This window comes from Corynebacterium sp. HMSC036D02 (assembly GCF_001836165.1).
GTDB lineage: Bacteria > Actinomycetota > Actinomycetes > Mycobacteriales > Mycobacteriaceae > Corynebacterium.
Genome location: NZ_KV827691.1, coordinates 100,313 through 114,040, shown reverse-complemented (window position 1 = coordinate 114,040; position 13,728 = coordinate 100,313). Strand labels below are relative to the sequence as shown.

Below are 13,728 nucleotides of genomic sequence, written 5' to 3'. Positions count from 1 at the left end.
TTGCCGGAGCCGGACTCGCCCACGATGGCGAAGCACTCGCCTTGGTGCACGTCGAAGCTGACGTTTTTGACCGCGTGTACTGTGCCGACGCGGCGCTTGAGAATCGCTCCCTTGATGAGCGGGAAGTCCTTGACCAGGTTCTTGACCTCCAGGGTGACCGGCCGCTGCTCGTAGGGAGTATCGCCCAGGGTATCGGCGGAAATCTTCGGCAACGGGTACATGCGCTCGCCACCGATGGTGCCGTCCTTGATCTCGTCGGAGCGCAGGCAGGAGGCGAAGTGTCCGGGGACGTCGTCAAGCGCGCGCAGCTCCGGTTCCAAGGTTCGGCACTCATCCTTCACCACCGGGCAGCGGTCCGCGAAGGGGCATTCGGCGGCGACGTCGATAAGCTGTGGCGGGGTACCCACGATGGGGGTCAGTGGTTCGTCGGTGGCCTTGTCCACGCGCGGCGTCGACCCGAGAAGACCCACGGTATAGGGCATCTTGGGGTTGTTGAAGATGGTGTCGACATCACCGAGCTCCACCGGGCGCCCGGCGTACATGACCAGGACGTCGTCGGCGGTGCCGGCGACCACACCCATGTCGTGGGTAATCATGATGACTGCGGCGCCCGTTTCGCGCTGGGCTACCTTGAGGACCTCCAGGATTTGGGCCTGGATGGTGACGTCGAGCGCGGTGGTGGGCTCGTCGGCGATGATGACGCGCGGGTTGTTGGCCATGGCGATGGCGATGACCACGCGCTGGCGCATACCGCCGGAGAATTCGTGCGGGAATGACTTCACGCGCTTGTCCGCTTCCGGAATGCCGACGAGCTCGAGCAGGCGTACTGCTTCCTTCTCTGCCTCCTTTTTGGAGACATCGCGGTGGGTTTGGATGGCCTCGATGAGCTGGTCGCCGATGGAGAACACCGGGGTCAGGGAGGAGAGAGGATCCTGGAAGATCATGGCGATATCCTTGCCGCGGATCTTCGACATCTCCTTATCCGATTTGCCAATGAGCTCGGTGCCGGCATAGACCACGGAGCCTTCTACCTTGGCGTAGTCCGGCAGCAGGCCCATGACGGCCAAAGATGTCACGGACTTACCGGAGCCGGACTCGCCCACAATCGCCAGGGTGCGCCCCGGCATGAGGTCGAAGTCGACGCCACGCACCGCGTGGACGGAGCCGGCCTCCGAGGGGAAGGTGACGGTGAGGTTGCGCACGGACAGCACCGGCTCGGTGGATGCAGTGGGGTCGGTGGCGCGGCTGGCCGGGTCGGCGTTGGCGGTGTGTGCAGTATTCTGCGGGGTCATGCTCGGCCTCCGGAGTTCGAGTTGGGGTCAATGGCATCGCGCAGGCCGTCGGCGATGAACGCCATGGAGACGGTCAGCAGCGTGAGGATGCCTGCGGGGAAGTAGAAGAGCCAGGGCGAGGCCTCGACGGCGTTGGCGCCGCCGGCCAGGAGGGTGCCCAGGGAGACGTCGGGAAGCTTCACGCCCAAGCCCAGGAAGGACAGCGCGGTCTCCGACATGATGGTGGACACCACGCCCAGAGCAGCTTGGATGATGAGCAGCGAGCCGATGTTGGGCACCACGTGGCGGAAGATGGTGCGCAGGCGCGAGACTCCCATGTAGTCCGCGGCGCGGACGTAGTCGTTCTCGCGCACACTCAGCGCCATGGCCCAGATGACGCGCGCCGGGTACATCCAGCCGAAGACGATGAGCACCACGATAAGCAGCTTCCAGTCACCGCCGGAATCAGAAACCACCAGGGCGATGAGCAGGAAGGTCGGGATAGCCAGCAGGAAGTGAATGACTGCCAGGATGAGCTTTTCCACCGCACCGCCGTACATGGCCGCGGCCGCGCCGATGAAGGCGGAGATCAGGGTAGAAGCCAGCGAGACGATGAGCGCAATGATCAGTGAGCGGCCCAAGCCGTGGACGGTCTGCGCAAAGAGATCGTTTCCGGAGTCCGTGGTTCCGAACCAGTGCTCCGGGGAAGGCCCGGTGGACAGGTTGAAGAAGTCCGGCTCGTCGAAGGACCACGGGGTGAGGTAGCTGCCGAAGATGGAGAGCAGCGCGAGTAGCACGAAGATGACGAGTCCGACGGCAGCTGCCTTGTTGCGGAAGAAGCGGCGAACGTACAGCTTGAGCTTGGAGGTGCCGCGGAAATCGCTGCTGGAGAATTGCTTGCGCTGTGCGTCATCGACGTCGACGCCGGAGCCGAGTGCGGATTGTGCGCTGGGTTCGGTCTGCGGTGAAAAGTCCGCAGTGGCGGCATGCGGGCGCACGCCGAGGTTGTCCGCGGCGGTGTCGATGGCGAGGTCGTTGCGGCGGTGGCGCTCGGTGTGGCGGGCTTCTGAGCGTGGCGACGTGGATTTCTTTTCTGGAGACATTTAGCTCACCCTTACTCGCGGATCGAGGGCGACGACGACGAGGTCAGCCAGGATTGCGGAGAAGGCAATCATGACGGCACCGAAGGCGGCGACGGCGGTGGTGCCGTTGACGTCGTTGCGGCTGATGGTTTCGATGAAGTACTGGCCCATTCCCTTCCACGCGAAGATGGTTTCCGTCATGATGGCGCCGGTAAAGATTCCGGGAACGGAGAAGGCCACGGAGGTTGCCACCGGGATGATGGAGGTGCGCAGGGCGTGCTTGCGAATAGCCTGTGCACGGGTCAGGCCCTTGGCGCGGGCGGTGCGCACATAATCGGCGTTCAGGTTATCCAGCAGCAAGGTGCGCTGCATCATGTGGTAGCCGGCGTAGCTGATGATGATGAGCGAGATGGACGGCAAGATGAGGTGCTGCGCCATATCCAGCAGCTTGGGGAAGAAGCCTTCGACGCCGAGGCTGGAGGCACCCGTTACGTAGACCACGCGGTGGCCGGTGACGCGGTTGATCCACAGACCACCGGCGACGACCAAGATGGAGGCCACGACGACGTGCGTGTTCATCGTGATGATGGAGACTCCCTGCCAGAAGCGGTCCGCTGCCCTGTACTGGCGGGAGGCGGTGTAGACGCCGAGGGCGACACCGATGATGACGGAGAGAATCGTGGCCACGAGCAGCAGCTGTGCCGAGACGAGCGCGCGGTGCGCGATTTGTGCGCTGACCGGATCTCCAAGAGGGGAGGTACCCCAGTCCCAGTGGAAGATGATGTTGGACAGCCATCCCCACCAGCGCTCAATAAGCGGGGTCTCAGGGTTGAGACCAAGTGGAGTGAGAATTCGGCCGATTTCTTCCGGCTCGAGCGGTGGGTTGCGGCCGACATAATTTGATCGGGGATCAAGGAAGGTTGCGGCCAGGAGGTACGCGATATTAGTCGCGAGGAAGATGACTACCAGCCAGCTGGCGGTCTTCTTGATGATGTACTTGAACATCACTATTCCTTCGCAGGGGTCGTCTCGGCAGGATTGGGAGTGATGGCGGCCAGCGAGAACTCACGGCGTCCATGTGACCTAGACCTCAGGCTAGGCGCTGTGTCACATATTAAAAGAATTGTGAGGTGGGAGGGAAAGATTTATCGTTTTAGATTCCTGAGGGGGTGACCCTTATGTGAGTTCAGGTTGCATCAATTACATATTAATAGGTCTATAGAAATTCCCGGCTGGGAGGAATGTTGGCGCAGTGCACCCCAGGGTTCACGAAGCAGAAAACTATGCACGGCCGTTTAGGCGCGAGTGAATATTATGCGCATAAATTCGGGGGTGCCGGGAAGGGGATCGGGGCACCTAAAGGGGGTAAAAATCTTCAGCAAGCATTCAGTAGCTGACGGAGCGCATCCTTCTCCGCTGCCGTGACCCAGATTTCATAGGCCGCCTTCACCTCTACGATGCGGCGAGAGTATTCACAGCGAAATCCTTTGTTGGGCGGCAGCCACGTGGCGGCATCGCCAGCGCCTTTTTGCTGGTTGAGGGGGCCATCGACGGCAAGGAGGTTGCGGGGATCATTAGCAAAGTCGCGGCGCTTTTCTGGTGACCATTGCTGGGCGCCTTTCTGCCAGGCGTCGGCAAGCGGCACAACGTGATCAATCTGTACCGCACGTGATGTCTGCGCCCCGCGCTGAAACTCAATGTCCTGGCCCGAATAGGGATCATGCAAGGTGCCGGCGAGCGCCACGCAGTCGTGAGTTCCCTCCTTGAGCACGAGGCTCTCCGGGTCCAAGTCTCTGCGGAGGATATCGTTGCGTGTATCGCAGCCGTTGTGGCCGAACTCCACCGTGACATCATCGGACCAAGCCTGGCCGAATTCCTCACGCTCATAGCCGGTCATGGGAGCGCGGCCTTTGACCTCCAGGGAATCTAGGGCGGCGAGTGCTTCGGCTATGCCCGGCGCAATGTCTGGCGCGGGCGTGGCTTCGTCGGAGTGTTCTTCTGCGGGGAACTCTTGCGCGGGCTCCGCTGTCGTTGTGGAAGAACTCGGCCCCGCCGCTGGGGGAGTGGACGGAGAGGGAAGGAGCAGGCCGATCGCCACGAGCACAGCTACCACGGCGTTGAGCAGCGCGGCGATGAAGAACGGGGTACGAGTGGCCATGACGTATTGATCCTAGTGGGTAGAATCGGCACACGGTATGAGTATCGATATGTTCTTTGACGAGTACCTCGCTGAACGCGGTCTGACGCGCTCCGCCGAGGTTGTCCCGGACCACGCCTGCCAGGTCTTTTGTGATACGCCTGAGCCGACATCGCAGTCTTCTCTCGATGAGGCCGCGCAGCTCGTCGCCCGCACCTTGGGGGAGTAGCGTAGGTGTCTGATTTTCACGTCTCAGTGCCTTTGTCCGCGCGCTTGGGCTCCGAGCCTTTCGCGCTGTCTTTCTCCGGCCAGGGCTATGCCTGGCTGCCGACGTTGCGCGATGCCCTCGCCACCGGCGTGCGGCCACACATAGCGGAGTACCTTGCCGAGGCCGAGGAACTCCTTGCTCCGCTGGAAGAGGAACTCCTTCCTTCCACACCGCGCGGGTTTGCGCCATTGGTCTGGGCAGACGAGGAGCCGGCGTGGGCGCACGCGCTTGCCGACGCCTCGCTTTCCACCCCCGGCATCCTCACCGCGCAGCTAGCGGTCCTCGAATCACTGCGTGCGCAGGGAATAGAACTCGAGGATGCCGTCACCAGCATCGGACATTCCCAGGGCGTGCTTGCCGCGGCGGTGGTGGAAGGACGTATAAGTCCGGCTGCAGCTCTGGCGCTGGCGCGCCTTATCGGTGCAGCCATGACGACTACCGCGCGCAGCGCTGGGCTGGTCCGTACCCCGCAGGGCGCGCCCATGGCGGCGGTGACCGGCGCGACGAAGCAGCAACTACTCGACGCCGGAGCACACATTGGGCTCGACAATGGGCGGGGGCGCTTCGTCATCGTCGGAACCCCGGCTGAACTTTCCCGGGTGAAGGCCGCGCTGCAAGAGAGCTCGGACCTCAAGGAAGATCGGGAAGGGGAGCCAGCCGCCGTCGTTGTCACCGACCTTGAGGTTTCAGCCGCGTTCCACCATCCCACCATGAAGCACGCGGTGGAACAGGTGGAAAGCTGGGCCGGGCGAATCGGCTTGGACCCAGAAATCACCGCGCAGCTCGCGCGCGCAGTGCTCACGGACTACGTGGACTGGCCCGAGCGCATTGACACAGCGCTTCAGGCCGGGGCGCGTTGGATTTTGGAAATCGGGCCCGCCCGCGGGGTGGAGCCGCTGACTCGGGATCTCGTTGCCGGGCGCGGAGTGGGCACGCTGGCCGTCGCTGCACCGGAAGGGCTGGCCCAGCTCGTGGAGCCAGGCCGCGCACCCGTTCTGCCCCGCGCGTGGTCCGAGTGGGCACCGCGCGTGGCAGACGGGCGTCTGGCGACTGCCTTTACGCAGGCCACCGGTTACTCACCGGTCATGCTCCCCGGGATGACCCCCACCACGGTTGATCCGGCCATCGTCGCCGCGGCCGCTAATGCTGGGCACTGGGCGGAGCTGGCCGGCGGGGGACAGCACACCGATGTCATCTTTAAGGAGAACCTGCACATCCTGCGCCGACTCCTGCAGCCCGGGGTTAATGCCCAGTTCAATGCGCTGTACCTTGCGGCTTTCCAGTGGCGCCGCCAGATCGAGGGGCCGAATTCGATTCTGCGAGCGCGTGCCGCAGGAGCACCCATCAACGGAGTAGTGATTTCCGCTGGCATTCCGCCTGTGGAGGAGGCGGTAGAGCTGGTGGAGAAGCTCCACGCCGCGAACATCCCGTGGGTCGCTTTCAAGCCGGGGACTTCGGCGCAGGTGGAGGAGGTGCTCCGTATCGCCGATGCTCTCCCCGAGACCACCGTCATCATGCAGCTGGAAGGTAGCGCGGCCGGTGGCCACCATTCCCTAGAAGGCCTCGATGAGGTCCTTGTTGCTACCTACGCGCGGATCCGTGAGCGCGACAATGTCCTCCTCGCTGTTGGCGGGGGAATCGGTACCCCGGCGCGCGGTGTAGCGTACCTGCTGGGCACGTGGGCACAGAGCTACGGTCTGCCGGCGGCCCCCGTCGATGCCATCATGGTGGGCACCGCCGCCATGGCGGCGAAGGAGTCCACCGCATCCGAGTCGGTGAAGCATGCTCTCGTCGCCGCGCACAGCGGGGACGTTGTGTCGGGCCGCTCGGACCTGGGCGCGGACATCCATGAGCTGGACAACTCTTTCGCCCGCGCCGGGCGCCTGCTGGATGCGGTGGCCGGCGATGCCACGGCCGTGGAGGCGCGCCGCGCGGAAATCATTGAGGCCATCGGGCGCACGTGCAAGCCCTACTTCGGGGACCTCGATGAGATGTCCTATTCCGAGTGGCTGCAGCGCTACCTCGAGCTGTCCTACCTGGACGGCTGGGTTGACGAATCCTGGTTGAGGCGATTTACGAGCATGGTGGCTCGCGCCGAAGCCCGCCTTCACCCGGCCGATCACGGCGAGATCGAGCTGCGCGTTGAGGTTGATCGCGAGAACCCGGCTGAGGCAATTAATCAGCTAACCGAATTCTACGGTGACGCCGCGCTGCACCCAACCGACGCCGCGTGGTTCATTCAACTCGTGGATGGTCCCGGCAAACCCGCAAACTTTGTGCCGGTCATCGATGCTGACGTACGCCGCCGCTGGCGCCGCGACACCTTGTGGCAGGCACACGATGAGCACTACGAGGCCGATGAGGTCTGCATCATCCCTGGCACGGCGGCCGTTGAGGGAATCGAGCAGGCCAACGAGCCGGTGGCGCAGGTGCTTGCCCGATTTGAGCAGGCGGCGCTTGCGCTTCTCGACGGGACTGACGATGACACTGGCGAGCCCGCTTTCAGCACTGAAGAGCTCATCCGCCGCGCCCCGGGGCTGAATTGGGCCGGGCGCGAACAGCCCAACCCGCTGAGCTTTGGCCTTGAGGGCGCCGAGCTGGAAGCCGCGGGCGAGGAAGCCATGTGGTTGACCGTTCCTTTCCACTCCGATGCGTCGATGCGTGTTCGCATCACTCCGCCGAGCATTCCTGGTGCCTCACCACTCGTTAAGGTCGAGGATGCCGAGACCGCCATGCGGGAGCTGCTGCGCCAGGCCCTCGGCGGTGACCTACCAAACGCAGGCTCTGGGACTGCGGCGACGGTCAGCGCTCACCTCAGCACCACCGACATCGCCCACTACAGCACGGTGACGAGCAGGGAGATGAGCGCTACTGTCTCGCCCGATGTCCTCGTCGGCCCCGCCTGGCCGGCCACCTTCGCCGTGCTGGCCAGCGCCCATGCGGCGTCCGGGGAGCCGGTAGTGGAGGGCTTTCTCGACCTGGTCCACCTCGAGCACGCGCTGAGCCTCAAGCCAGAGACCTGGGAGCTGCTTCGCGCCAGCGCTGCGCCGGGCGCTGCGCCTTTGGACCTGCGCTACACCGCTGAGTTGGAGGAGGTACGCGATACGCCGTCGGGGCGCGTAGTCGACGTTTCTGTCGGCGTGACTGCAGCCGTGCGCGGAGAAGAACATGAATTCGCGCAGTTGCACGAGCGCTTCCTCATCACCGGGCGCTGCGGTGACGCCGCGCTCGAGACCGTGGACGCCGCAACTTATGGTGCACAAGAAAGCGGGGCAGAGACAGTAGAGTCATCGGTCCGTGAGACACCGCGCTCCTTCCGCCACCGCACTAGCGCTGTGGCACCGGAATCCTTGCGCCCTTTCGCCGTGGTCACGGGGGATAGGAACCCCATCCACCTGTCATCGAACGCGGCGGCATTGGCGGGACATCGTGAAGGCCCCATCGTCCACGGCATGTGGACCTCAGCGCTCGCGCAGGCGGCCGCGGCCTTCGACGGTGCCCGCGTCCTCGAGTGGTCCGCTACCTGGCTTGCCCCCGTGCTGCCGGGCAGTGAGGTGGAGTTCGAGGTGGAACGGGTGGGCGTCGACAAGCGGCGCGGCTACGGCGAGATCCGCAGCGTGACCGCCACCAGCCAGGGCGTGCCGGTGCTGCAGGCGCGAGCGACGATGAGCAGCCCCACCACCTTCTATGCCTTCCCCGGCCAGGGCATCCAATCCCCGGGGATGGGGATGAAGGACTATGCGGAGTCCGCAGCGGCGCGCGCCGTGTGGGAGCGGGCGGACGAGCACACGCGGCAGAGCTTGCGCTTTTCCATCCTGGAGATCGTCCGCCACAACCCTGACACAGTGGTGGTGGCTGGTGAGACCTTCACCCACCCGGACGGCGTGCTGTATCTGACGCAGTTCACGCAGGTGGCCATGGCGACGCTCGGATGCGCACAGATTGCAGCGCTCCGGGAAGACGGGGTGCTCGATTCCGATGCCTTCTTCGCTGGCCACTCGGTGGGCGAGTACAACGCCCTGGCCGCCTATGCCGAGGTCCTGTCCTTGGAGGCGGTGCTGGACATCGTTTATGTTCGCGGCCTGACCATGCACCGTTTGGTCGAGCGCGATTCCGCTGGCCAGTCCCTCTATGGTTTGGCGGCGCTGCGCCCGAACAAGATGGGGATGAGCGCGAGCGAGGCCTTTGCCCATGTTGCCCGTGTCGCTGCGGAGACAGGCGAGTTCCTTGAGGTGGTCAACCACAATATCGCCGGGCGCCAATACGCGGTCGCCGGGACGAAGACAGGCCTGGATGCGCTGGCGAGCGACGCCGAGCGGCGCGCCCCCGGGCAACGTGCCGTCATCCCCATCCCGGGGATTGACGTGCCCTTCCATTCCTCCCGCTTGGTGGGCGGTGTGGCGGATTTCCGCGCGCACCTCGATGCGCTCATCCCTGAAGAGATTAACCTCGACGCGCTGGTGGGGCGCTATATTCCTAACCTCGTGGCGCGGCCCTTCGCGCTGAGCCGCGAGTTCGTGGAGTCCATCGCAGAAGTGGTGGACTCGGAGCCTATCGCGGAGATCCTGGCGGACTTCGATGGTGCCATGGCGAGCCCGGCGCGTCTTGGTCGAACCCTGCTCATCGAGCTTTTGGCCTGGCAGTTTGCTTCCCCGGTGCGCTGGATTGAGACCCAGGACCTGCTCCTTGGTCAGCTCGGCGTGGAGCGTTTCATCGAGGTTGGCGTTGGCACCGCGCCCACGCTGACCAACATGCTGGGCCAAACCCTGCGCCTGCCCCAGTATGCGGGCAGTACCGATATCGAGGTGCTGAATTACGAGCGCGACCGCGGGCGTGTCTTTGCCGAAGACGCCGAGCCGGCGCCCGGGCCAGCAGCGCAGGTGGCTGGGCAGCCGGATACCACGGAAGCGGAACCGGCAGAATCTGAGTCGAGGCAGCCAACCGAGAGCACACACCAGGAAGATTCCGTGCACGCCCCGCGCGAGGAGACCTCAGCCGCCATCGAGGACCTCCCTCTGAGCGTGCACCAGGCCCTCGAGATGCTTATTGCGTTGTGGACGAAGGTCCGCCCCGATCAGATGGCCGCGACTGATTCCATCGAAACCCTCGTGGAAGGCGTGTCCTCGCGCCGCAACCAGTTGCTCGTTGACCTCGGCGTGGAGTTCGGTATCAGCGCCATCGAGAATGCTGCGGATACCCCCATCCCACAGCTGGCGGAGAGCGTGGCGCAGCGCGCGCCGGGCTACACAACGTTTGGGGAGGTCCTCAGAGAGCAGGTCGCGCAGGCTCTCAACCGGCTTACCGGGCCCGCGGGCAAGAAGCCGAGCTACGTGGCCGAGCGCGTGAGCAGTACCTGGGGATTGGGGCCGGGCTGGGTCGATCGCGCGACTGTGCAGATGGTCCTGGGCACGCGCGCGGGCTCGTCGCTGCGCGGCGGGGATTTGGCTAGCTTGCCCATGACCGGCGCGGCATCGGTGGCTGAGCTCGATGAATTGATCGATGCCGCCGTGCGCGCGGCCGGCGAGCGCGAAGGAGTCTCGCTGCAGAAGCAAGCTTTGGCCACGCCGACCGAGACCGTGGACCCAGAAGCGGTGCGCGCCTATACCGAGCGCCTCGAGGCGGCACTGGAGGACTCCGCCCGCGCGGCACTCGCCGCCCTCGGCCGTGAGGAGGCCCCGACTGAGCAGGGGGACAGCGCAGCGCACACGGAGCTGGAGCAACTCGTTGCCGCGGAGCTGGGCCCGGACTGGCAGCAGCGCGTCGCCCCCGTTTTTGATGCGCGGAAGGCAGTGCTTTTCGACGACCACTGGGCCAGCGCCCGCGAGGACATCGCCCGCGTGGCGGCTGCCGGGGAAGCAGAGCCTGAGCTGGACGTGTTGGGCGCCGGCGAGGAGGTTGCGCTCATAGCCGAGCACTTCGGCTATGAGGATCTGGCCCGCGATGCCCGCACCCCGGCCGATGGGTTGCTCTTCGCCGACCAGGTGGCGGTGGTGACGGGTGGCTCTCCCGGTTCGATTGCCGCCGAGCTCATCGGCGAGCTGCTCGCGGAGGGCGCAACCGTGATTGCGACGACCTCCCAGCTGGGCTACGAACGTCTGGAGTTTTATAAGGAGCTCTACCGCAACCGGGCCGTCGGCGCGGCAGCGCTGTGGGTCGTGCCTGCGAACCTCAATTCCTTCGCGGACGTGGATGCGCTCGTGGAATGGATTGCTACGGAGCGCACCGCCACCGTGGGTGGTGAGTCCGTACAACTAAAGCCTGCCTATGTGCCGGATCTGCTCTTCCCCTTCGCCGCGCCGCGCGTGGCGGGCACCCTTGCGGATGCCGGGGCAGGGGCGGAGTCCCAGATGCGCCTGCTGCTGTGGTCTGTGGAGAAGCTCATTGCGTCGCTCTCCGCCGTGGGCGCGGATACCCACGTGGGTCACCGGCTGCACGTGGTGCTGCCGGGCTCGCCCAACCGCGGGCGCTTCGGCGGCGATGGTGCCTACGGCGAGGCCAAGGCGGCCCTCGATGCCTTGGTTAACCGCTGGTCTTCCGAGCAATCCAGTTGGGGCGCGCGCACCTCGCTGGTGCATGCCCACATCGGGTGGGTGCGCGGCACCGGGCTGATGGGCGGCAACGATCCGTTGGTTGCGCAGGTGGAGGCCCGCGGCGTGCAGACCTTCTCGGCGAAGGAGATGGCGGTGCAGCTTATCGACGCCACCGCTTCCCCCCACATCCGCGCCGAAGCAGCACAGGCGCCGCTGAACGTCGACCTCACCGGCGGGTTGGCCGAGGTTGAGCTGGACCTTGCCGCACTTGCCAGTGCAGCGCAGCCCGAGACCGCCGATGCATCGCGCGCAGCCGGTAGTGTGCGCGAAGGAAAGGCTCCGCGAACAGTAAAGGCCCTGCCGAACGTGCTGAGGCCTATGGAGTGGACCAGCCCAGACTTCAGCGGGGTAACGCAGTCCCTCGAGGACATGGTGGTCATCGTCGGGGCCGGCGAGCTGGGCCCGCTGGGCTCCTCGCGTACCCGCTATGAGGTGGAGGTCGGCGGAGAGCTGTCCGCTGCCGGAGTGCTGGAGCTGGCCTGGAGCCGCGGACTCATCAGGTGGGATGAGCACACAGCCGGATGGCTGACGGCCGAAGGAGAAGAGATAGCCGAGGAAGACGTCTACGCGCGCTTCCACGACGAGGTCCTCGCCGGAATCGGTGTGCGTCGCTTCCACGATGACTTCGGCCCGCACCTGCCCATGGTGGATAACCTCGCGCCCGAGCTGACCACCATCTACTTGGAGAAGCCGCTGAGCTTCACCGTGCAGGACGAAGAGACGGCGCGCAGCTTCGTTGATAGCTGCGAAGGCGCTACGCTGCGCCGTGTTACTGATCCGAACGGTGAGGTCGAATGGCAGGTCACCCGGCCCGCCGGCTCCGCAGTGCGGGTATCGCGGCGCGTGGCCATGACTCGCTTTGTGGGCGGCCAGATACCGCAGGGCTTCGACCCGCAGGTCTACGGTATTCCGGCGGACATGGTGGATAACCTCGATCGCCTCGCTCTGTGGAACCTGGTGTGCACCGTGGATGCCTTCCTTTCCGCAGGCTTTAGCCCGGCCGAGCTTTTAGCCCATGTCCACCCGGCGCGCGTGAGCTCCACCCAGGGAACCGGTATGGCAGGCCAGGAGGCGCTGCGCTCGCTGTACGTCGATAAGCTCTTGGCCCAGCCGCGGCCCAATGACATCCTCCAGGAAGCGCTGCCCAACGTCATTGCCGCTCACGTCATGCAGTCCTATGTCGGCGGCTATGGCCAGATGGTGCACCCGGTGGCAGCCTGTGCCACGGCGGCGGTGTCGGTGGAGGAGGGTGCCGACAAGCTGCGCCTGCACAAGGCGGACTTCGTCGTGGCCGGCGGTATCGATGCCCTGTCGATTGAGGGGATTACCGGGTTCGGGGACATGGCGGCCACGGCCGATAGCGCGGAGATGGCGGCGAAGGGGATTGAGCATCGCTTCTTTTCCCGCGCCAACGACCGCCGCCGCGGCGGCTTCGTGGAATCCGAAGGCGGCGGAACCATCCTGCTTGCGCGGGGATCCTTCGCGGCCGAGATGGGGTTGCCGGTGCTTGGCGTGGTGGGCTTTGCCGAGTCCTTCGCCGACGGCGCGCACACCTCCATCCCCGCGCCGGGCATGGGCGCGCTCTCGGCGGCGCGGGGTGGGCAGGACTCCCGCCTGGCCCACTCGCTAAAGGCCCTCGGCGTGGGCGCGGACGATATCGCGGTGGTGTCGAAGCACGATACGTCCACCAACGCCAACGACCCCAACGAATCGGACCTGCACGAGCGCATCGCCACCGCACTCGGCCGCAGCCCCGGCAACCCGCTGTATGTGGTTTCGCAGAAGAGCCTGACCGGGCACGCCAAGGGCGGTGCCGCCGCCTTCCAACTCGTCGGTCTGACTCAGGTGTTGCGTAGCGGGGTTCTCCCGCCGAACCGTTCGCTTGATTGCGTTGACCCCGTGCTGAGCCGTCATCCGCACCTGGTGTGGCTGCGTCAGCCGCTGGACCTTCGCCGCACCTCGCCGAAGGCGGGCCTGGTGACCTCCCTGGGCTTCGGGCATGTTTCCGCCCTCATCGCGTTGGTCCACCCCGGTGCGTTTTATGCCGCGCTGGTTCGTGAGCGGGGTGAGGCCGAGGCCGAAGCATGGCGCTCAGCCGCCGCCGAGCGCGAGTGGCGCGGCTTGCGGCGCCTGGAAAAGGCCATGCGCGGCGGGCCCGCCTTGTACGAGCGGCCGGTGAACCGCAACCTGGGGGCGGGCACAGCCGCCGAGGTAGCTGAACGCGAGGCTGCAGTGCTGCTGAGCGAGTCCGCGCGCTTGCGCGGAGGCACCCTGGATCCGGAGGGAGGAAGCACGGCTCAACGGGGGTAGCAGACGCTGGAGTATCCCCAGCGTGGGCCCACTGGAACGATAAAGAAGCAGGTCAGGCGGGTTGGAGAAG

The 13,728-nt window shown here is 65.4% G+C and carries 6 protein-coding genes; 2 read left to right on the top strand and 4 right to left on the bottom strand.

What is annotated here, in order from left to right; all coding sequences use genetic code 11:
* The 4 genes from HMPREF2743_RS08695 to HMPREF2743_RS08680 form a co-directional block, all read right to left on the bottom strand.
* Positions 1 to 1,292: ABC transporter ATP-binding protein (locus HMPREF2743_RS08695; protein WP_070818592.1), on the bottom strand; the 1,292-nt coding region annotated here is incomplete at its 3' end.
* A complete protein-coding gene (locus HMPREF2743_RS08690; protein WP_070525326.1) occupies positions 1,289 to 2,374 on the bottom strand; it encodes an ABC transporter permease in 1,086 nt (361 codons plus the stop codon). The genes HMPREF2743_RS08690 and HMPREF2743_RS08695, both read right to left, overlap by 4 nt.
* Positions 2,375 to 3,358: an ABC transporter permease gene (locus HMPREF2743_RS08685; protein ID WP_070525329.1), complete on the bottom strand. Its 984-nt coding sequence runs from the start codon at positions 3,356 to 3,358 to the stop codon at positions 2,375 to 2,377.
* 370 nt (positions 3,359 to 3,728) lie between these two features.
* Entirely contained in the window at positions 3,729 to 4,511 is a 783-nt protein-coding gene (locus HMPREF2743_RS08680) for an HNH endonuclease family protein (RefSeq protein ID WP_070818591.1), read from the bottom strand.
* Between the two features lie 37 nt (positions 4,512 to 4,548).
* On the opposite strand from HMPREF2743_RS08680, the gene HMPREF2743_RS12770 reads away from it, so the two are divergent.
* The gene (locus HMPREF2743_RS12770) at positions 4,549 to 4,719 is read left to right on the top strand and encodes a hypothetical protein (RefSeq protein ID WP_168167319.1); all 171 of its coding nucleotides are present in this window, start codon (positions 4,549 to 4,551) and stop codon (positions 4,717 to 4,719) included.
* Positions 4,720 to 4,724: 5 nt separating this feature from the next.
* A complete protein-coding gene (locus tag HMPREF2743_RS08675) occupies positions 4,725 to 13,658 on the top strand; it encodes a type I polyketide synthase (protein WP_070818590.1) in 8,934 nt (2,977 codons plus the stop codon).
* The last annotated feature ends 70 nt before the right edge of the window (positions 13,659 to 13,728 follow it).